Genomic DNA, 20732 nt, shown 5'->3' with positions numbered 1-20732 from the left:
GACGGGGGTACTCCTGACGTGCAGATTCGCTACGTCAAGGCAAGTCACTGGACACAATCCACCAGGACAACTGTCTCAGACCCATTGCACGGGGCAACTGATACGCGTTACCGTGGGTGTTAGCAAGCTGCTTGCAAGTGTTATCGCGGCGGCTTGTCTGGCGTACTGGACAAAGGAGTCTGACCATGCCGTTCACCAGCTCGGACAGCGCGCCCACCGCGGGAAACATGCTCATCGACGACCGTTTCACCGTCGTCGCCGCGAAGTTCTTCGCGCTGTTCCGGCGCAAGCGGCAGGGCGGTGGTGCACTCGCGGTCTATCTGAACGGTGAACCGGTGCTCGACATCTGGGCGGGCTGGGCGGACAGCGACCGACGGTGGCGCGCCGACACGATGGCGCTGTCGTATTCGACCGGCAAGGGCGTCGCGGCCACGGTGATGCACCGGCTGGCCGAACGCGGGGTGCTCGACTACGACACTCCGGTGGTCGCCTACTGGCCGGAGTTCGCGGTAAATAACAAGCAGGACATCACCATTCGCGATGTGCTGAACCATCGCGCGGGACTGCAGCGCATCCGAGGACTGGTCGACGACCCGGCGGACCTGCTCGACCACGACGCCTTGGCCGCCGCCATCGCCGCCTCCGCGCCCGACCCACTGCGGCTGCGCGCGTCTGGATACCACGGGCTCACCTTCGGCACCATCGTCGCGGAGATCGCGCAGCGGGCAACCGGTCGCGGATTCACCGAGCTGGTTCGCGCCGAACTGGGGAAACCATTGGGCGACAACGACTTCTATTTCGGCGTCCCGCAGCGCCAGCGGCATCGGCTCGCCAAGCTGTCGCCGCGGCTCGGCGTCGCGCGGGTGCCGTTCGACCGGATGATCGCCCCGTTCGCCTCGATGCGGGCGGTACATTCGGCGCGCGGCGCGGTGTACGACGGCTGGGCGGACATGACGCTCGGCGAGCAGCCCTACGACACGATGATGCCCGGCTGGAACGGGGTTTTCACGGCTCGGTCACTGGCCAAGATGTACGGCGCGATCGCCAACGACGGCATGATCGGCCGGCGCCGCCTGCTTCGGCCCGAGACCACTCGGCTGATCGCGCGAATGCCGCCGAACAGCCGGTTCGACTATGTGCTCGGCGCCCCACCGCATTTCGCCCTCGGCTATCACCGAGGCATCGTCGGCACCAAGCTGACGCGGCAGGCGTTGGGACACTTCGGGATCGGCGGGTCGGGTGCCATCGCGATGCCCGGCCTCGGTCTGTCGGTCGCTTTTGTCACCAATCACCTTGGAAACCACGCGATGTCACTGGGCGACGCACGACTGCCGGTGCTCGCCGGGCTCGCCCAGCGTGCCGCCCGCGGCGTGGAAGACACCGACGGATTGACAGGCTCCCTCGACGTCGCGGTCGGCTGAGGGTGTCAGCCTTCGCGTTTGAGCTTGCGCCAGCCACCGGCGCGATTGTTCGCGATGATCTGCTCGAACATCGCGAGAAGCGGTGCGGCAGGGACTTTTTCGCCTTCTCGAACAGACACGGTTCGTGCGGCCTTGTTGTCGTGCCCTGCGGTGATGATGCCGTCGGGATCCGCCACGATGGCTCCGTCGTAGAGGAAGACATTGACGTGTGTCTTCGCCGCGAGCAGGGCGCAGATGTTGCCGTCGAGCACGAAGTACGGTTGCACGGTGCGCTTGATGGTCTCGACGACGTCCGGGTCGGCGGCATGCACCAGCTCGCGCACCTCCTGACAGATCGCTTGCTGCCAGGCGGGCAGCGCGTCGATATAGGTATCGACGCGCGGGTCAGCCTTGTAGGACATGGGCCGATCCAAGCACGAAACCGGTGGTCCGGTGACTGTTTCTTGCCAGCCTGAGTACGATCGACCGTATGGAAAGTGGCCCCGGTTCTGCGGACCTCGCCCGGCGCGAGCCCGCCGAGATCACCGACAAGCGCCTGCTCCGCGGCGCGAAGACGCGCCAGACGGTGCTGCGGCACGCCGTCGATATCGCCTCGCTGGACGGGCTGGAGGGGTTGAGCTTCGGCAGGCTCGCCACCGACTCGGGGCTGAGCAAGGCGGGCATTCAGACGCTGTTCAAGACCAAGGAAGCCTTGCAGCTGGCCGCCATCGACTACGCGCGCGACCTGTTCGTCGACGCGGTGGTCGAACCGGCCAGGCCCGCGCCGCACGGTGTCGCCCGGCTGCGGGCGCTGATCGAGAACTGGCTGGCCTACGTCAACGGTCCGCTGTTCACCGGTGGTTGCTTCTGGGTCGCGAGCATGGCGGAACAGGACAGCAGGCCTGGCCCGGTGCGCGATGCGCTGTTCCGCGATCGTCGGGCGTGGGTGCGCATTCTCGAGCGCGAGCTGCGGCACGCGGTGACGGCGGGCGACATCGCCGAACAGGACACCGAGCTCGCCGCCTTTCAGATCGACGCGGTGCTGTGCGCGACCAACACCGCCCTGCGCCTCGACGACAAGGACGCCGTGCACCGAGCGTGGCGCATCGTCGAGGGCTTCCTCACTTCGCCCTGACACTCGCGCGGGAGTTCGCCGCGTGCCCAAGCTTGTGCGTCGACACGGAGAAACTGGACTCGCGAATACCCCTATCACCCCCCTACCGGTGGCCATCCGCAGTTCCCGTGGTCAGGTAGCGGAAACCGCGACAGCCATCGCCGACGAGCGCAGATCACCTGACTGACCTGCGCGATTGCTTAAATGTTGTTCCCGTGCACCATCTTTCGTGCACAAACCGAGCGTTTGCCACCGCCACGCGACGGCGCCGATCGGCCGAACATCGCGTGGCAGAGTGACCGTCATGAAGACGATCCTGATCACGGGGGCGACATCGGGTATCGGTCTCGAGGCAGCGCGGCAGCTCGCCGCAGGGGGCGATCGGCTGCTGCTCGTCGGACGGAATCCGAGCAAGCTCGCCGATGCGGCGACCGCGGTGCGCGCGGCGGGCGCGGGCGACGTCGACACACTCGAATGCGACTTCGCCTCGCAGGCATCGGTCCGCCAGCTCGCCAAAAGCGTTCTCGCGCAATATGACCGACTGGACGTGCTGGCCAACAACGCGGGCGGCTATCACAAGAATCGGACCGAGACCGAGGACGGCATCGAGGCCACGTTCGCCGTCAATCACCTCGGCGGCTACCTGCTCACCGAACTGCTCGCCGACCTGATGGTGCGCAGCGCGCCGTCGCGCATCCTGTTCACCTCGTCGGTGCTGCACTTCGGTGCCGGCCTCGACCTCGACGACCCCGGCTTCCGGCGAGGGTATTCGGGCGAGAAGGCGTACAGCCGATCCAAACTGGCCAACATCCTGTACGCCAGGGCGCTGGCGCGACGCCTCGCGGGCACCGGGGTCACGGTCAACGCCTTTCATCCCGGCGCGGTGGCGACCGGCATCTGGAATTCGATGCCGTGGTTCGGGCAACCCTTGGTCACGGTCGCCAAGCGGCTGTTCATGATCACCGCGGCGGAAGGCGGGCGTGCACTCACCCACCTCGCCACCGATCCCGAGCTCGCCGCGGTCACCGGCGAGTACTTCCAGAAGAACCGCATCAAGACTCCGTCGCGTCGTGCGCAAGACGACGCGCTCGGACAGCGGCTGTGCGAGCTCAGCGCGACCATGATCGCGCCTGCCGACTAGACACAGCGGCTGAGCAGTCCACGACAACGTTGTCGAAAGTCCTAGCGACTTGTTTGTCACCGACTGATCTGCTGAAAGCAGGGGTAATGCAGCGTACGCGTTTCGAGTCGATCGGCTCGTACACTCCCGACACCATCCGTTCCACCGAAGAGTTGATCGCCAGCCTCGCGGTGCCGAGGTCACTGGATCTGGAGCGGATCACCGGAATCAAGAATCGGCGGGTCTACGACTCACATCCAGACCGCTATGAATCGTCGTTCGACCTGGCGCTGCACGCCATCGACGATTGTCTGGCGCATTCCGATTACCACGCGGAAGACCTCGACATCATCATCTCGGCTTCCATCACCCGCACGCGGGGAAAGGAAATCTACTGCTATGCACCGGCATTCGCGCTGATGCTCGGCAACGCGATCGGCGCGACGGCGGCACGGCATTTCGACGTCTCGAACGCGTGCGCGGGCATGATGACCGGGGTGCTCGTGCTGGACCGGATGATCAAGGCAGGGGTGGTACGCAACGGCCTCGTGGTCAGCGGCGAGCAGATCACACCGGCCGCCGAGACCGCGGTGCGCGAGATCAGCGAGGCCTACGATCCGCAGTTCGCCGCGCTCACCGTGGGCGACGCGGCGGTGGCCGTCGTGCTCGACGATCGAGGCGACGACGATGACGAAATCCATTACGTCGAGCTGATGACCGCCGCCGACGGCGCCGAGCACTGCCTCGGCATGCCGAGCGACCGGTCCGCCGGGATCGCGCTCTATACCGACAACCGTGCGATGCAGTCCGAATCCAGGTATCGGCAGGCGATCAACCGTTTGGACACCTTTCTGCGGGAGACCGGCCGTACCTGGAAGGGGGAGAACTACGACTTCTGGATCCATCACCAGTTCAGCGGGCCGGCCATCGAGTACATCGGCAACCTGACCGAACAGCATTTCGATACCCCGATGCCGCCGATGCTCAATGTGCTGCATGACTACGGAAATACCGCGTCGACCTCCCATTTCCTGGTCATGCACGAGCATCTGGCGAAACAGAACATTCCCAAGGGGTCGAAGGTCCTGATGATCCCGGCGGCATCGGGAACGGTCTCGGGCTATCTCGCCGCGACCGTCTCGCGTCTGGAGGCCTGAGCCATGGCAAGCACCATCGTCGCGGCCGCGACCAATACCGATCTGGACACCGCAAGCTATTTCGAACTGGCCGCCCGTGCGGCGCGGAGCTGCCTCGAGCGCGCCGATGTCGGTGTCGACGAGATCGGCATGCTCGTCAACGCGGGCGTCTTCCGCGACAACAACATCTCCGAGCCCGCGGTGTCGGCCCTCATCCAGAAGCGGATCGGCCTCGGTCTCGAATACCAGCCGGGCCGGGTTCCGGTCTTCTCGTTCGACCTGATGAACGGCGCCACCGGCCTGCTGCACGCCATCACCGCCGCCGAATGTTTCTTGGCCACCGGCGAAGTCGAGTACGCGCTGCTGGTCGCCGGGGACACACATCCATCAATGCAGCGATATATCGCCGGTTTCCCCTACACCACCGGGGCCGCCGCGCTGTTGCTCGGGAGTTCACCTGCCGCAGGCGGATTCGGCTGCCTGCACACCAGCGAGACCACCGGCACGGCCGACCCGTTGGCCTGGGTGGCGCTGGGCGAGGTGGGCGCGAACGGCCGCTCGGCCATGCGTGTTCGGCACAGTAACGAGGATCCGATCGAACTGGCGGCGGCGGCCGTGCGCGACTGTGTCACCGAGGAAGGACTCGACGGCGACGATTTCGCCGAGGGGCGCGCGGTCTTGCTCGCACCGGCTCCTGCCCTCGGATTCCGTGCCCGCCTCGCCGAAATGCTCGGGCTCACACCGGAATCAGTCGTGGGTGTCGCCTCAGCCGTCGGCGATCCGTACACGGCGGCTCCGGTCCACGCGTACTTGAACGCGCGGGACTCCGGAGTTCTCGACACCGCCGACACGGTCCTGTTCCTGGCCGCCGACGACGCCTCGGCGGCATGTCTGGCCTACCATCCGCAGCCACCGGCTGTCGCCGCGGTGCGCGCCGTCACGGCTACGGGATACGAAAGACTGGGGATCGGCCTGCGGTGACTTGAAAAGCGTTGATACGGAACGCATTCCACAATCGCACTGCGCACCTTAACCATTCCGGTGACTATGTCGCCGGAATGCGGTGACAGAACCCGGCAGGCGACTTACGCTATTCGCACCGGCTGGATCAACGGGGCACCCGGACACGCCCCTGCTGCGACGACGCCGCATCTTCAGTGCACCCGAGCCGCTCTCGATGGTGCCCTTCCACAGTCGGGCACATCTCATCGACGAAGGGGCTCGGGCATGCACCTACCCATCTCGCCGCAGAGCGAACAGTGGTCGATTCTCGCGCGATCTCCGGTCGGCCGGGCCATGGCCGTGCTGGGTGGCAGCAGCACGGTCGGCCTGATCGCCGAGCTGTTGGCCGCTGACGAGGCGACGGTGCGGGTCGTCGTTCGGCAGCTCGCCGCCGGGTCGTCCGCGCGGGCGCTGTTCGACGATCTCGAGATCGGCGATCGGATCCTGCGCGACACCCCGGCGGCGGTTCGGCAAGACCTGCGCCGCCGTGCCGCACAACTGTTGCAGCACAAGGGTTTCCCGGCGGTGGCCGTGGCCGACCAGCTGGTCGAGGCCGGTGCCGTCGATTACCCCTGGGCGGCGGAGGTACTGCTCAGCGCCGCCGAGGAAGCGTTGGCGAACGACCAGATCGATCGCGCCGTCGAGCGATTGGAGTCGGCTTATCGCGCGAGTCGCAGCCCCACCGACCGGGCCGCCATCGCGATCCGACTGGTCTGCGTCGAATGGCGAATCAGCCCGTCGAATCGGACGCCGAACTTCACCCGGGTGCGCACGGCCGTGCTGGCCGGTCGGGTACCTGCCGCGCAATTGCCCTCGGCCGTCATGTTTCTGCTCTGGCACGGGCAGACGCAGCACGTCGATCAGGCTCTCGGACAGCTGAATTCCGGTCATTCCGTCGACGTGGCACCGGAGAACGACTTTCTGTGGGCGTGGCTGCGATCCGCTCATCCCCCGCACGCTCAGCGCCACCAGCGACTATGCGCGGCCAAGGCACCGCGGCAACCGATGCTCGCGAATCAGCGGTCGCCGCACCTACTCGGTGCCGAACTGCTCACCGGATTGTTCTCCCAGCGTCCGCTCGATGAAACCGCGACGCTCGCCCAGTGCTTGCTCACCCGGCATCGGCTCACCTCGACCTCGGTGGAAACCCTTGCGGCAGCGGTGCATTGCCTCATCTACACCGACCGGCTCGATACCGCCGCGTCCTGGTGTGATTCGCTGCTCGCCGAGGCCGAGGCACGCCGGGCACCGACCTGGCAGTCGATCTTCGCGGGCCTGCGCGCGGAAACCATGCTGCGCAAGGGCAATCCGCGCGCCGCGGCCAGCGATGCGGTACTCGCGCTGAATCGTGTTCCCGCCGAACACCTCGGCGTCTGGATCGGGATCCCGATCGCGGCGCTGGTTCGCTCGCTCACCGCGGCGGGCCGGCTCGCCGACGCCGAGGCGCAGCTAGAACGTCCCGTTCCGCAAGCCTTGTTCGAGTCGCGCTTCGGCTTGCCGTACCTGCACGCACGCGGCCACCATCAGCTCGCCGCCGGCCGCGCCGACCTGGCACTGCGCACCTTCCGCCGCTGTGGCTACCTGATGCGGCGCTGGCACATGGATTTTCCGTGGCTGATTCCGTGGCGCAACGACATCGCCGCCGCCCACCTCGCGCTCGGCGAACACCGGCACGCGCGCGTGTTCGCGAACCGCCATCTCGATCTGCTCGGCGGCGCCCAGCAACGCACGGGCGGAGTGTCGCTGCGCTTACTCGCCGCCACCGCGGACCGCTATCAACGGGTTCGGCTGCTGCGTGACGCCACGGCGATCGCGCGCTCCGGCGGCTGCGACCTCGAATTGGCAACGGTTCTAGGCGAACTCGGCACGGCACACCGCTGCGTCGGCGATTACGACAAGTCACGCACGCTGATCCGGGAGGCGGCGAGGATCGCCGAATCCTGCGGCGCCGACGCACTTCTGCACGACCTACTCGGCAATCGCCCGGACATCACGACAACACCCCTCCCCCAGGCCAGCTCAGCCACGAACAGTATCGAGAGTCTCAGCCCCGCCGAGCGCCGCGTCGCCGAACTCGCCGCCCACGGCAAACGCAACCGCGAAATCGCCGCCACCCTCGACATCACCGCCAGCACTGTCGAACAGCACCTCACCCGCGTCTACCGCAAACTGGAGATCGCCCGCCGCACCGAACTGCGCTTCGTCTTCCGCACCCGCCACCATGGGCCTACGAACTCCTCCGTCTCGGCGACCGGCTAGCTCACCGCCCTGACGGCAGCGCGAATACCAGCACCGACGCGACGGTCGCGAGCAGGAAGGTCGCGATCGACGACATCGCGAACGCGTGTCCCGCCGCAGCGACGCTGCCGTGCGCGCTGGGATGGAAGGCGGCGAAGAAGACCGCGCCGATCACCGCGACACCGAGCGCGGCACCGACCTGCTGGGCGGTCGACAGCGCCCCCGATGCCGTGCCGACCGAGTCCGGGCTGATCCCGGACAGCACCGTGTTGAGCAGTGGCGTGATGAGCAGTCCACCGCCGACGCTCTGCAGCATCAGCGTCGGAATCACCAGCGCCGCAGAGAGTTCGGGGCCGTATAGCAGCACGACGGCGGTCGTCAGGTAGCCGGTCGCCACCACGATCGATCCGACTTCCAATACGCGCCGACCGTATTTCGGCACGAGCCGACTGGCGATCATGCTGAAGACGAAGAAGGTGGTCGCGGCGGGCGCGTACACCAGGCCCGCGCCGAGCGCCGACAGGCCGAGGCCGTCCTGCATCGAAATCGACAGTGCCAGATAGTAAGACGTCAGCAGCGCGTATACGACGAGGACCAGGACGATGCCCACCGTGAACGAGCGCTGCGCGAACAGCGCCAGTTTCACGAGTGGGTCGCCACCCGCGCGATCGACCCCTCGTTCGATCGCGACGAACAGTCCGAACACGGCCGCGCTCGCCGCGAAGCACACCAGCGTCCACCATGGCCAGCCCGCCTCGCGGCCCTGAATGAGCGGGAAGGTCAGCAAGACCAGCGCGGCGCTCAACGCCAGTACGCCGGGAACATCCAGCTTGCGCGCCCCCGCCGCACGTGACTCCGGCACATACCGCGCGGCGAGCACGATCGTTGCCACGCCGATGGGCACGTTCACCCAGAACACCCCGCGCCACTGCGAACCGAACAGATCCGCACCGATCAACAACCCGCCGATGAGTTGACCGCCGATGGTCGCCAAGCCGATCACCACGCCGAGCACACCGAATACGCGATGGCGGCCGCGCTCGGGCACGAGTACCGCGATCATCGCGAAGACCTGCGGAACCATCAGCGCCGCACCGAGTCCCTGGACGACCCGCGCCGCGATCAGCGTGCCCGGGCTCTGCGCGACGGCACACATGATCGAGGACAGCGTGAACACGGCCGCGCCGAGGATGAAGATCCGTTTGCGGCCGTACATGTCCGCGAAGCGGCCGCCGGTGATCATCAGCACCGCGTAGCTCAGCTGGTACCCGGCGAGGATCCACTGGAGTTGGCCCTCGGAGGCGCCGAGATCCGCGCGGATTGCCGGGCCGGCGACGACCACGATGTACGAGTCGAGGATCGCCATGAACATGCCGATCATGACGACCGACACCGCGGTCCACGGCACGACGGCCGCGCTCGTGCCGACAGGCTGTCTCACATCCGTCATGATGGAGACAATACGGTCGACCGTATACTTACTGCAACCGCATGCGAATCAGCCTCAGACCGAAGGCTTGTGCGCCACCGCGAAGATCCGGCGGAACGGGAACCAGGTGGCCCCGTCGGACCTGGCCGGGTAGGCCTTGCGCAGGCGGGGTGCCAGTTCGCTGCGGAACTCGCGCCAGTCCTCGTCGTCCAGCGCGGCGCGGATCGGGCGCAGGGCGGTGCCGGATACCCACTCCAGCACGGGATCTGGGCCCGTGAGGCGCTGCAGATAGGTGGTCTCCCATACGTCGACCACGGTGCCATCGACCGCGAGAACCGTTGCGTACTCGGCAGGTCCGGACACGGCATCGGCGCTGCGCAGTGCGATCTCGGCCAATCCACTCTGCCAGCGCGCCTCGGTGGCCAGCGCGCGGATCTCCCGGTGCGACGGCGCGTCGAAGTTGCCAGGCACCTGCATGGCGAACCAGGCGCCGGGTGGCAGCGCGGGGAGCCATTCGGCGAGTAGCGTCAGGTGGTCCGGAACCCATTGCAGGACAGCGTTACTGACGACGATGTCGGTTTCGGCGTCCGGCGCCCAGTCGTTGACGTCGAGCACTCGGGCGTCGATCCCCCGCTCCTTGGCCTCCTGAACCATTTCCGGCGAGGAGTCGAGCGCGTCCAGGTGCGCATCCGGCCATCGTTCGGCGAGCACACCGGTGAGATTGCCCGGACCACAGCCCAAATCGACTACGCGGCGCGGCTTTTCGGCATCGATCCGGCCGATCAGCTCGAAGAACGGGCGTGCCCGGTGGTCGGCGAAGTCGAGATACTTCTTCGGATCCCACATACGAAACCCTTCTCGTAAACAGTACGGACGTACTTAGTACGACTGTACTGTATGGCGTGCTGCCACCTCAGTGATGCCACGCGCAGCGGCCGAGGAAACCAGTCCACACGTATGAAACCGACCAGTTTGATATGCTCACCGAAGGAGCGGCCAGTAGACACCAGCACCTGCGGCAGGTGTCGATCGGATCATCGTTGCCGCGTAGGAAACGGATGGTTGCCGACCCGACCGTGCTGACCGGCCACTCGTGACGGCATCTCCCGACGAGCCGGTCGGTCCCCCACCCGTTCATCAATGTCGTTGCACGCAAGCCAGATACAGTGACCCTGTATCGGAAAGGTGCGTGAATCATGACGGAAGCCAAGTTTGCTGTCGGCGATCGAGTCCGCCACGTATCCATGGGTCATCACGGTGTCGTAGTCGCCGTCGACACGGAGTACTCCCCCGCGCACGACACCAACGACCTCAGCCTCAACCCCTCCATCCGCGCCAGCCCCTGGTACCAGGTGACGCTGGACGACGAGCCTGCCGACACCTACCTGTCCGAATCCCAACTCGACGCCGAATAGCGGACCGCGGCCTCGAACACGCGATGGGCGCCCCACCCCGACAACGGCTCTGGTCGACGCCGCCGACAAGGTCGAGCTCGCCCTCGGGACGCCCTGAAACACACTGTTGGACAAGTGATCACGGGGAACTAGCGGCGGCGCCCTCTCGAACTTTGCCGCCACCAGTTCCCCGTGATCAACTGACCAACTAGCGGTTGGTGACCCAGCACGGGTCGAGTCTCAGGAGGCGGCGGTGATTCGGGGGCGGAGGCCTTCGGCGAAGGTGCGTGCCGCCGCGAGGTCGGCGCCGTTGGGGCGGTCTTTGCGGATGCCGCCGACTAGTTTGAACGGGGCGTAGGTGTCGAAGGCGCGGCAGGAGAAGGTGCCGGTTACCTCGAAACCCTTCTGCGCGAGCAGCTTTACCAGCGGGCGGGAGAAGCGCTGGAAACGGGCTTCGGGGAAACCGCTGGTGGCGAAGACGAATGCCTTGTGGCGCTGTTCTTGCGGGAGAGACTCGATGAACTCGCGCAGTTGGGCGTGGAAGGAGCCGAGGAAGATGCCCGAGCCGAAGCCGACGAGGTCGTAGGCGGCGAGTTCGGCCGGGTCGACCTGGTCGGGGGTGACGACACGGGCGTCGAGGACCTGGCCCATGATGTCGGCGATCCTTTTCGTATTGCCATGGGACACCGAGGTGCACACGATGATGGCCTTCATGACGACGCTCCTTCAGGTTGTGTTGATCCGGTCATCCTCTTAAGACACCGCCCGAGCCGTGACCGTGACATCCGAGTGACTGTGGTCTCCATCACCGCGTTGCGCTGCTACGGTTTTCATCACGCATCCCGTGGCCGGTCGAGTGGGCGAAGCACGTCGGCGGTGCGCAGCTTCTCGGGATTGCGGACGGCGTACAGGCCGGTGATGCGGTCGCCGCCTATTTCGATCATCAGGACGGTATCGAGCCGATTGTCGACGCCGGTCCGGAGCAGGAGCGCGGGCAGCGCGTTGAAGCTGCCGAACTCGATGGTCGTGTCCGCCATGCTGTTTCGGGCCAGGTTGATGATGAACTTGGCGACCTGTTCGGGACCGGTGATCGGGCGGCGGGCGGCGGTGACGTGGCCGCCGCCGTCGGAGATCTGGACGACGTCGGGGGCGAGCACATCCATCAGGGTTTGCACCGCACCGGTGCGCGCGGCGAGCAGGAACCGTTCGATCACCGCCCGATTGGTGTCGGCGTCGGGCTGGAAGCGTTTGCGGCGGGCCTGCACGTGTTCGCGGGCCCGATGCGCGATCTGGCGGACGGTGGTGTCGGATTTGCCGATCATGTCGGCGATCTCGACGAGGCTGTGGCCGAACACCTCGGACAGCAGGAACACGGCCCGCTCGGTCGGACCGAGCGTTTCCAGCACGAGCAGCATGGCCATCGACACCGATTCGGCAAGCAGGACATCATGACTGGCGTCGTGTTCGGTGCGGATCGGTTCGGGCAGCCAGTTGCCGATGTAGTCCTCGCGGCGGCGGCGCAGGGACCGTAACTGGTTGAGCGCCTGCCGGGTGACGATCTGCACCAGGTAGGCGCGCGGGTGCTCGACCTCGGCCGCATCGATGTCGCGCCAGCGAAGGTAGCTGTCCTGCAACACATCTTCGGCGTCGGCGGCGCTGCCGAGGATCTCGTAGGCGATCGTGAACAGCAGCGGCCGGAACTGGTCGAACGCGTCCGGCTCGCTCATCGGACCGCGATCGGGGTCGGCGTGGACACCGTCGGACCGGAACGCCACCGGTAGGCGCGCGGGAAGCGCATCGAGGCGATGGTGTACCGGCACACCCGTTCTTTGACCATCGCGGCCACCCGGCCGGACAGCACGAACCCGCGCGCGGTGTCGTCCCGGTGCGTGGCCTGAATGAACGCGTCGCGCCGCCCCAGGCTGATCGCCTGTCCGGCCAGGCCGATCGACAGCGGTTCCGGTTGTTCGCCCCTGATCAACGCGAGCACCGTATCGGCGCCGTGCGCGCCCATCGGTATCGCGGCTTGGCAGCTCATCCGCAAGTGATCCCCCACCGGTCGAGGCGGCGCGACAGCGTCCCCGACGCCGACGATCCGCTCATGGTCAACGCATACCAACGTATCGTCGGTGCGCAGCCGGCCGTCATCGGCCACCGACAGTCCGCTGCGCAGTGCCAGGTCCGGTACTGCGAACGAGCCCGCCCAGACCGTGCAATCGCTGGGCAGCACGCCAGCATCGGTCGTGATCGCGTCGGCGCGGATTCCGGTGACCCGCAGACCGGTGCGCAGCCGAACCCCGGCGTTCGCGAGCTTGCCTTCGATCCGCGCGCGGCTCGATTCGGGCAACCACCCGGCGACCGACCGCGAAACCAATTCGACCGCCAAAGACGGGTACCGGTAGGCGATTTCGGCGGACGTCTCGATCCCGGTCAGGCCGCCGCCGACCACCACTACCCGCGCGCCCGCTGAAAGTTGCGGCAGTCGCCTGCGCAAGGACTCGGCGCCAGCGAGGTCGGCGATGCTGTACGCGTATTCGGACCCGGCCGGGCCCCTGGCAGCCGTGCTGCCCACCGCGTACAGCAGATAGTCGAATTCGAGTGCAGCACCGTCGTCGAGCAGCGCTGAACGCTCGCCGATCGCGTCCACCGTGCCGACCCGCAGTCGCACGTCGTGGTGCAGCAGTCCCCTCCGCTGCTGCACCGCGTTCGTTCCGCCTGCCGCGTGCTCGTGCAGCCGGATGCGTTCCACGAATTCCGCCCGTGGATTGACCACGATCACCCGCACGTCCGACCGGCCAACGGCCGCAAGCCGATTCGCGGCCATCACGCCCGCATAGCCCGCACCGACAACCACTACCCGCGCCACCACGACCACCTCCGACCAGATCGACTCGACACCTCGAAGACACCGCTCGCGCGGCGACCGTGACATCGGCGGAATGTGGTAACGATCACATCGAAATGGATGGCGCACCAACGAAAACGGCGCTGGCCGTAGAACCCGTAGTGCAAGGTCCTGACCAGCGCCGGAACGCTCAATTCGTTGTCGGGGTGACAGGATTTGAACCTGCGACCCTCCGCTCCCAAAGCGGATGCGCTACCAAGCTGCGCTACACCCCGTTGTCCCTCGCGGCGGTTATCGGCCGCCGCCGAGGCTGAATTCCGTGTGGAGCCGGTGACGGGAATCGAACCCGCACCATCAGCTTGGAAGGCTGAGGTTCTACCATTGAACTACACCGGCAGGCATACGACATCAATGGGATCGCCACGATGTCGCGTGCGTCCCGACTGTACCGAACCCTGCTTCGCAAATGCCAATCAGCCCCCCGCGCAGTGAGTTAGCGCAGGCGCATGTTCCGGTCGTCAGCTCAACGCCCTATCGTGAGTCTCACATGCCAGCCGCCCCGGTCAGGGCATGGCACGCGTAGCAGAACTTAATGAAATTAAGAGGGATCTCTTCCTTGGAACTCGGGCGTGTCGGATTGGAAGCGGGGAGCATATGGGACGCGTGACGACTCCTGTCGGGGGAGCCGTGGCCCACGGGGTGGCCACCAGTCGCGCCCGACCGGTCGCGGAGAGGATGCCACCCATGGGGACATCACGACTCGCCGATATCGCACTAGCAGGAATTTGCACTGTGCCACCGACCGCCGGGTGTGCTGTTGGCAGGAAAAACCGGCTCCACATCTCCACTGGGCAGAAGACCCGCAGACCCTCGGCTACTCACACCGCTACTTCGGCGCCGCGACCAGGCGTGCGACTCGGCGGACGCCCTCGACGGCCACATGGCGTCGAGGTATCGCGAGTGGCCGAGGCGACCCGACTGGCGCGGCGCTACAGCGTGTCGCCAGCGTGTCTCAGCGCGACTTCTCAGCGAACGAAATCCGGGTGTAACGCCAACGCGTGTGCAGCGATCACATACCCGATCGCCATTCGCGAGGCATCGAGAACACGTTGCAAAACAGCGTATTTTGATGCCGGGTGGCTTGCTAGGATCCTTTTTGCCGGACGGGGGTATCTGGAAAGGGGGCGGTGAGCGTGCGCCGAGCGAGGTGGACACAACCGCGTAGCAGTGCGAATGATCGGGGTGACGTCGGCACCTGTGTCAGCACAGGGCCTCTGGGTACCGACGCCACCTGCGCAGGGTGAGTTCGATGTCGATTGATATCGAGCCCCCTGTCGCCGCGATGGCCCGCGCCTGGGCCCGCGCGGTGTGCGCCGAGCCGGGTTCCGGCGCGGCGCCCCAACAGCTGGAACCGGTACTTATCGAGATCGTCGAGCAGCTGCTCACGCTCGCCAGGTCCGAGCCGTTCCCGGTGCCGCAGGCCCGGATGCTCGGAGCCCGGCTGTCCGAGGCACCGTTCGACCGGATCCGGATGCTCGCGCAGGCCTCGAGGTGGCTGCTCGGCTTCCCGTCCGGTGCGCCGGGTTCGCTGGTCGCCACCCGCTGGCCGTTCGTCGCCAGTCAGGCCATCGACAGCTACGCCCAGGCGCTGCAGGAGCGTGCGCTGGCGCAGCAGGAGCAGAACCTCTCGGCCAAGGTATCGCTGCGCGTGCAGGAGATCGCGGCGCTGCAGCATCGGCTGCGGCACGAGGCGACCCACGACGCGCTCACCGACCTGGCCAACCGCACGCTGCTGCAGGATCGGGTGCGGCTGATGTCGACCGACCCGAACCGCGGCGTCGGGCTGCTGCTGATCGACCTGGACCGGTTCAAGCAGATCAATGACGGCTACGGGCACGCGATCGGCGACGAGGTGCTCGTCGAGCTGGCCAACCGGCTGCGCGAGGTCTGCCCGCCCGACACGGTGATCTGCCGGTACGGCGGCGACGAATTCGTGCTCGCCGTCAACCCGTCGCACAACACGCTCGGCGACCTCGCCCATCGGATCGTGTCCGCGCTGCGCGACCCGGTGTGGTCGACGGCGGGGCCGGTGCCGGTCTCGGCGAGCGTCGGCACCGCGTTCTGTCCGCCCGGAAGTCCCTGCGACTTCAGCGATCTGCTTCGCCGCGCCGACCGCGCGATGTACTCGGCGAAGACGGCGGGCGGGCGACGGTTCGCGCTGGCCGACGAACCGGAGATCGACACAGCCGTCGCCGGTTGAGGAGCCGCCCCACCTGACAGCCTGGCCACCTGAAAGCTAGGTCACCTGAAAGCTAGGCCGCCTGACAGGTGGGACACCAGAAGAGGTTTCGCGCCTCCATGACCGCGTGCGCGATCGGTGTGCCGCACACGCGACACGGTGCGCCCTGGCGGCGGTAGACGTAGGTGCGCGGCCGGTCCGCCGCGTACGACGGTTCGCCGTGGTCGTCCTCGGGCCGCACGACGACCATCTTGCCGACCCGGACGCCGACCTTCATCAACGCGACCAGATCGACCCACATCGCGTCCCACTCGGCCGCGGCCAGCGCGGTGCCCGGCCGGTACGGCGAAACGTGGTGCCGGAACAGCAGTTCCGCCCGATAGACATTGCCGACACCGGCGACCACCTGCTGATCCATCAGCAGCGCGCCGATCGGCCTGCGCGAGCGGCGCATTCGCTGCCAGGCGCGGTCTTGGTCGGCGCCGCGACGTAGCGGATCGGGACCGAGCCGATCGGTCAGCGCGGAAACCTCTGGGGCGAGCAGCACTTCGCACGCGGTCGGCCCGCGCAGATCGGTGCCGAAGCCGGGCTGCCCGTCCGGCGCGCCGAGCATCCGCATCCGCACCTGCCCGACCGGCTCCCCCATCGGCAGCTCGGATTCGGTGAACTTCCCGTACAACCCGAGGTGTACGTGCACGATCAGACCCGAGTCGTAGTGGTGCAGTAGATGTTTGCCCCATGCCTCGGCGCGCGTCAGCAGGTGCCCGTCGACGCGGGCGGCTCCCGCCGCGAACTTGCCCTGTGGGCTGGACACGCGCACCACACCGCCCGCGAGGCGCTTGTGATGCAGCCTCGCGAGCCGGTGCAGCGTATGACCTTCAGGCACAGCCGGTTACCGCTCAGTACGCGGGAACCGCCGGCGCGACACCGGACTTCTCGTACTCCGCGAGGATGTCGATGCGCCGCTGGTGCCGATCCTCTTCCGACCACGCGGTGCTGACGAACGCGTCGACGATGGCGAGCGCCTCCTCGGTGGAGTGCATGCGGCCACCGATACCGGCCAGCTGGGCGTTGTTGTGCTGCCGGGCCAGCTTGGCGGTCTCCACGCTCCAGGTCAGCGCGCAACGGGCGCCGGGCACCTTGTTCGCGGCGATCTGCTCGCCGTTGCCGCTGCCACCGAAGACCAGCCCGAGGCTGCCGGGGTCGGCCACGGTGCGGCGGGCCGCCTCGATGCAGAAGGCCGGGTAGTCGTCGAGCGCGTCGTACTCGAGGGCGCCGCAGTCGACCACCTCGTGGCCCGCCTTTTCCAAATGGTCTTTGACGTGATTCTTGAGTTCGAAACCGGCATGGTCGGCACCGAGGTATACGCGCATGGCTGGCATTCTGTCAGGCCCGTTTCCGGCCCGTTACGAAGGGGTTCACGGCCCGATTAACACCGGCGACCGCTACGGCGAATCGAGAGATACCTCGCGAGTGCCCGCAACCACAGCAAGGCCACGGGCCGCACCTGTTCCCAGCAAGTGAATAGAGTTCATTTCATGCAGCCGCACGAACCCCAGCCCCATCAGACGGGCCAGCACGTCGACCCGTATGCCTCGGCCGGGTGGGCGCGGGCGCAGGACACGCCATACGGCTCGCCGTCGCCCTACCCCGCTTCCCCGCCGTATGGGCCCTACCCTGGCGCTCCCGTGCCGCCGCAATACGGCCCCTATCCGGGCGCGCCCGTGCCGCCGAACATGCCGCCGCAGCAGCCGCCACGCGGGCTGTCGCCGTTCGGCATGCCGGCCAGGCACAGCTGGGAGATCCCGATGCTCATCGTGGTCGTTTTGTTCACCGTCTTCGCCTACGCGATCGCGGTGCTGCTGCTGGTGACGGACAACTTCGACCAGTACGTGCTGCTGATGGTGTTCGCGCCGATCCTCGTCTGGCTCGGCCGCGGTGTCCTGTATTCGACTCAGCGGGTCAACGGCGTCAAGATGTCGCCGACCCAGTTCCCGGAAGGCCACCGGATGGTGGTCGAGGCGGCGGCCCGGTTCGGCATGACCAAGGTGCCGGACGCGTACGTGGTGCTCGGCAACGGCCAGATCAACGCGTTCGCCAGCGGCCACGGCTTCCGCCGCTTCGTCGCGGTGTACAGCGACCTGTTCGAGATCGGCGGCGCCGCACGGGAACCCGACGCGCTGGCGTTCATCATCGGTCACGAGGTCGGCCATATCGCGGCGGGTCACGTCTCGTACTGGCGCCAACTCGGGATGTTTCTCGTCCCGTTCCTGCCGTTCATCGGCAACTCATTGATCCGCGCGCAGGAGTACACCGCCGACAATCACGGCTTCTGCAACCGGCACACGGGCGTGCCCGCGGCGATGGGCACGCTGGCGGCGGGCAAGTATATGAACACGCTGGTCGGCTTCGACGAGATGGCCGATCGGGCGGCGATCGAGAAGGGGTTCTTCATCTGGGTGGTCAACGCCATGTCCTCGCACCCGGTGCTGACCTGGCGCATGTGGGCGCTGCGCGACCGCAGCAGGCACGGCAAGCTGTGGTTGCGGCCGAGCCCGCCCGCTGGCACGGTTCCCCCGCCTGGCGGCTATCCGAGCGCCTATCAGACTCCGGCGCTGCCGCCGAAACCCGTTCCGTAGCAAGCACGGTCCGGGTGCCGCGGGTCGAACCCGCGGCACCCGCTTGTTATCAGTCGAACTCGGGGCCCTCGGTGCGGGTGCGCTTGAGCTCGTAGAAGTGCGGGTAGTCGGCCAGCGTCACCGCGGCGTCCCACAGCTTGCCCGCCTGCTCGCCGCGCGGGATCCGGGACAGCACCGGACCGAAGAACGCGGTGCCGTTGATGTGGATGGTCGGCGTGCCGACGTCGGGGCCGACCTTGTCCATGCCCTCGTGGTGGCTCTTGCGCAGCGCCTCGTCGTAGTCGGTGCTCTCGGCGGCCTTCGCCAGCTCGGCGGGCAGGCCGGCCTCGGCCAGCGCGTCGGCGATCACCACCGGGAACGATTCCGCGAGGGTATCGCGCTTGTATTCCTCGCGACGGTTGTGGAAGCGGGTGCCCATCGCGGTGTAGAGCGGCAGCAGCACCTTGTCGCCGTGCTCCTGCGCCGCGGCGGTCAGGACGCGCACCGGGCCCCAGCCCGCGGCCATCATGTCGACGTACTGCTGCGGCAGGCCCTCTTTGTCCTCGTTCAGCACCGACAGGCTCATCACGTGGAAGCGCGCCTCGATGTCGCGTACCTGCTCGACCTCGAGGATCCAGCGGGAGGTGATCCAACACCACGGGCACAGCGGGTCGAACCAGAAATCGGCAACATCTTTCGCGGAGCTCTTATCACTCACGACGGGTCCTCTCGAATCGCATGCTCGACGGGCGGCGCTCAGCCCCGCCGCTATACGGACCAACCATCGCGGCGGCCGATTCGTTCCCATCCGGTGCCCGCGTTTTCCGCAGATGCCGCCGCCGGTCGCCGTAGGGTTTAGCGACAGGAGTCCAGGTTCCCTCTCGACAAGGAGTCCGTATGAGTTCAGACGATCGATTCGTCATCGTCGGCGGCGGTCTGGCCGCCGCCAAGGTGGCGGAGGCATTGCGCGCCAACGACTTTCCTGGATCCATCACGCTGATCGGCGCGGAGGAATGGCTGCCTTACGAGCGCCCGCCGCTGTCCAAGGAACATATGACGGGGAAGAAGCAACTCGCCGAATTCACCGTCCAGCCGCGTCAGTGGTATCGCGACCACAACGTCGAGGTCAGGGTCGGCACGACCGTCGAGGGGCTCGATCCGGCCGCGAAGACGATCACGCTGCCGGACGGTTCGACGGTCGCCTACGACAAGCTCGCGCTCGCCACCGGCTCGACCCCGCGCACCCTGTCGATCCCCGGCGCCGACGCGCCCAACGTGTACACGCTGCGCAACATCGAGGACTCCGACACCTTGATCGAGTTCTTCGCCAGCGCCGCCCAGCGCATTGTGATCATCGGCGCGGGCTGGATCGGCATGGAGGTCGCGGCGGCGGCCCGGGCCGCGGATGTCGAGGTGACCATCGTCGAGTCCTCCGAACATCCGTTGCACGCGTCGCTCGGGCCGGAAATGGGCGAGGTGTTCGCCGAGCTGCATCGATCTCACGGGGTCGATCTGCGCGTCGGCGCCCAGGTCACCGAGATCACCACCACGGAAGGGATCGGGACCAGGCTGGCGACCGGGGTGAAACTCGCCGACGACACCGTCATCGAGGCCGAGGCGGTGCTGGTCGCGGTCGGCGCACGGCCGAATATCGAACTGGCCGCCGATGCCGGGCTCGACGTGGACGGCGGCGTGCTCGTCGACGAACACCTGGCCACCAGCGACCCGAACATCGTCGCCGTCGGTGACATCGCCGAGCAGCAGCATCCGGTGCTCGGCCGCCGAATTCGAGTGGAGCACTGGGCAAACGCGCTCAACCAGCCCGCCGTCGCGGCCGCGACCATGCTCGGTAAGGAGGCCAGTTACGACCGGCTGCCTTACTTCTTCACCGACCAGTACGACCTGGGCATGGAGTACACCGGCTACGCGGCCACCGGCGACTACGACCGGGTGGTGACTCGCGGCGATGTCGAGAAACGTGAGTTCGTCGCGTTCTGGCTCGACTCGGACAATCGGGTGCTCGCGGGCATGAACGTGAACGTCTGGGACGTGACCGACCGGATCAAGGAACTGATCCTCGCTGGTGAACCGGTCGATCCACAGGCGCTGGCCGACACCTCGAAACCACTGTGACGCAGACCACTTCGACGATCGGTGCGATGCGTCGAAACGGCATGCTCGGTTCCGACCCCATCGT

19 protein-coding genes and 2 tRNA genes are annotated in these 20732 nt (G+C 66.9%); 10 read left to right on the top strand and 11 right to left on the bottom strand.

Annotated elements, in window-relative coordinates:
• Positions 1-185: 185 nt before the first annotated feature.
• Complete coding sequence (locus tag OG203_RS36065; RefSeq protein ID WP_405161674.1) at positions 186-1421, top strand: serine hydrolase domain-containing protein; 1236 nt, start codon at positions 186-188, stop codon at positions 1419-1421.
• Between the two features lie 5 nt (positions 1422-1426).
• Here OG203_RS36065 and OG203_RS36060 read toward each other — a convergent pair whose 3' ends face one another.
• Entirely contained in the window at positions 1427-1822 is a 396-nt protein-coding gene (locus tag OG203_RS36060; RefSeq protein ID WP_405161673.1) for a DUF1801 domain-containing protein, read from the bottom strand.
• A gap of 68 nt (positions 1823-1890) precedes the next feature.
• On the opposite strand from OG203_RS36060, the gene OG203_RS36055 reads away from it, so the two are divergent.
• From OG203_RS36055 to OG203_RS36035, 5 genes are all read left to right on the top strand, one after another.
• Positions 1891-2535, top strand: a complete 645-nt coding sequence (locus OG203_RS36055) for a TetR/AcrR family transcriptional regulator (protein WP_405161672.1) — start codon at positions 1891-1893, stop codon at positions 2533-2535.
• A gap of 283 nt (positions 2536-2818) precedes the next feature.
• Positions 2819-3655 carry an SDR family oxidoreductase gene (locus tag OG203_RS36050; protein ID WP_405161671.1) on the top strand — a complete coding sequence of 279 codons (837 nt, stop codon included), beginning with the start codon at positions 2819-2821 and terminating at the stop codon, positions 3653-3655.
• A gap of 86 nt (positions 3656-3741) precedes the next feature.
• Positions 3742-4791: a 3-oxoacyl-ACP synthase III family protein gene (locus tag OG203_RS36045; protein WP_405161670.1), complete on the top strand. Its 1050-nt coding sequence runs from the start codon at positions 3742-3744 to the stop codon at positions 4789-4791.
• A 3-nt stretch (positions 4792-4794) separates the two neighbouring features.
• Positions 4795-5751 carry a hypothetical protein gene (locus tag OG203_RS36040; protein ID WP_405161669.1) on the top strand — a complete coding sequence of 319 codons (957 nt, stop codon included), beginning with the start codon at positions 4795-4797 and terminating at the stop codon, positions 5749-5751.
• A gap of 246 nt (positions 5752-5997) precedes the next feature.
• On the top strand, positions 5998-8031 hold the full coding sequence (locus tag OG203_RS36035) for a LuxR C-terminal-related transcriptional regulator (RefSeq protein WP_405161668.1): 2034 nt from the start codon (positions 5998-6000) through the stop codon (positions 8029-8031).
• 1 nt (position 8032) lies between these two features.
• Here OG203_RS36035 and OG203_RS36030 read toward each other — a convergent pair whose 3' ends face one another.
• On the bottom strand, positions 8033-9460 hold the full coding sequence (locus OG203_RS36030) for an MFS transporter (protein WP_405161667.1): 1428 nt from the start codon (positions 9458-9460) through the stop codon (positions 8033-8035).
• A gap of 54 nt (positions 9461-9514) precedes the next feature.
• Positions 9515-10285 (bottom strand): trans-aconitate 2-methyltransferase, encoded by a 771-nt coding sequence (locus OG203_RS36025; RefSeq protein ID WP_405161666.1) that lies wholly within the window; start codon positions 10283-10285, stop codon positions 9515-9517.
• 350 nt (positions 10286-10635) lie between these two features.
• Between OG203_RS36025 and hspQ the strand changes: the two genes are divergently transcribed.
• Positions 10636-10854, top strand: coding sequence for a heat shock protein HspQ (gene hspQ / locus OG203_RS36020; protein ID WP_405161665.1), 219 nt, complete (start codon positions 10636-10638; stop codon positions 10852-10854).
• A 219-nt stretch (positions 10855-11073) separates the two neighbouring features.
• Here hspQ and OG203_RS36015 read toward each other — a convergent pair whose 3' ends face one another.
• The 5 genes from OG203_RS36015 to OG203_RS35995 form a co-directional block, all read right to left on the bottom strand.
• Positions 11074-11547, bottom strand: a complete 474-nt coding sequence (locus OG203_RS36015; protein ID WP_405161664.1) for a flavodoxin family protein — start codon at positions 11545-11547, stop codon at positions 11074-11076.
• 119 nt (positions 11548-11666) lie between these two features.
• Positions 11667-12560: an RNA polymerase sigma-70 factor gene (locus tag OG203_RS36010; RefSeq protein ID WP_405161663.1), complete on the bottom strand. Its 894-nt coding sequence runs from the start codon at positions 12558-12560 to the stop codon at positions 11667-11669.
• Positions 12557-13765, bottom strand: a complete 1209-nt coding sequence (locus OG203_RS36005) for an NAD(P)/FAD-dependent oxidoreductase (protein ID WP_405161662.1) — start codon at positions 13763-13765, stop codon at positions 12557-12559. Before OG203_RS36005 ends, OG203_RS36010 begins: the two co-directional genes overlap by 4 nt.
• A gap of 114 nt (positions 13766-13879) precedes the next feature.
• A tRNA-Pro gene (locus tag OG203_RS36000) sits at positions 13880-13953 on the bottom strand.
• Positions 13954-14000: 47 nt separating this feature from the next.
• A tRNA-Gly gene (locus OG203_RS35995) sits at positions 14001-14074 on the bottom strand.
• A 913-nt stretch (positions 14075-14987) separates the two neighbouring features.
• On the opposite strand from OG203_RS35995, the gene OG203_RS35990 reads away from it, so the two are divergent.
• Positions 14988-15938, top strand: a complete 951-nt coding sequence (locus OG203_RS35990; RefSeq protein WP_405161661.1) for a diguanylate cyclase domain-containing protein — start codon at positions 14988-14990, stop codon at positions 15936-15938.
• A gap of 52 nt (positions 15939-15990) precedes the next feature.
• Here the strand turns inward: OG203_RS35990 and OG203_RS35985 are convergent, their stop codons facing one another.
• The gene (locus OG203_RS35985; RefSeq protein WP_405161660.1) at positions 15991-16803 is read right to left on the bottom strand and encodes an Fpg/Nei family DNA glycosylase; all 813 of its coding nucleotides are present in this window, start codon (positions 16801-16803) and stop codon (positions 15991-15993) included.
• 13 nt (positions 16804-16816) lie between these two features.
• Positions 16817-17290: a ribose-5-phosphate isomerase gene (locus OG203_RS35980; RefSeq protein WP_405161659.1), complete on the bottom strand. Its 474-nt coding sequence runs from the start codon at positions 17288-17290 to the stop codon at positions 16817-16819.
• A gap of 390 nt (positions 17291-17680) precedes the next feature.
• Between OG203_RS35980 and OG203_RS35975 the strand changes: the two genes are divergently transcribed.
• Positions 17681-18556, top strand: coding sequence for a M48 family metallopeptidase (locus OG203_RS35975; protein WP_405168114.1), 876 nt, complete (start codon positions 17681-17683; stop codon positions 18554-18556).
• A 49-nt stretch (positions 18557-18605) separates the two neighbouring features.
• Here OG203_RS35975 and OG203_RS35970 read toward each other — a convergent pair whose 3' ends face one another.
• The gene (locus OG203_RS35970) at positions 18606-19253 is read right to left on the bottom strand and encodes a DsbA family protein (RefSeq protein WP_405161658.1); all 648 of its coding nucleotides are present in this window, start codon (positions 19251-19253) and stop codon (positions 18606-18608) included.
• Positions 19254-19432: 179 nt separating this feature from the next.
• Between OG203_RS35970 and OG203_RS35965 the strand changes: the two genes are divergently transcribed.
• Positions 19433-20668, top strand: a complete 1236-nt coding sequence (locus OG203_RS35965) for an NAD(P)/FAD-dependent oxidoreductase (protein WP_405161657.1) — start codon at positions 19433-19435, stop codon at positions 20666-20668.
• Positions 20669-20732 lie beyond the last annotated feature (64 nt).

Origin of the sequence: Nocardia sp. NBC_01499 (assembly GCF_045040275.1) — a bacterium.
Lineage (GTDB): Bacteria > Actinomycetota > Actinomycetes > Mycobacteriales > Mycobacteriaceae > Nocardia.
Note: the sequence above shows the minus strand (reverse complement) of the source record. Positions and strands in the feature narration are given on the sequence as shown.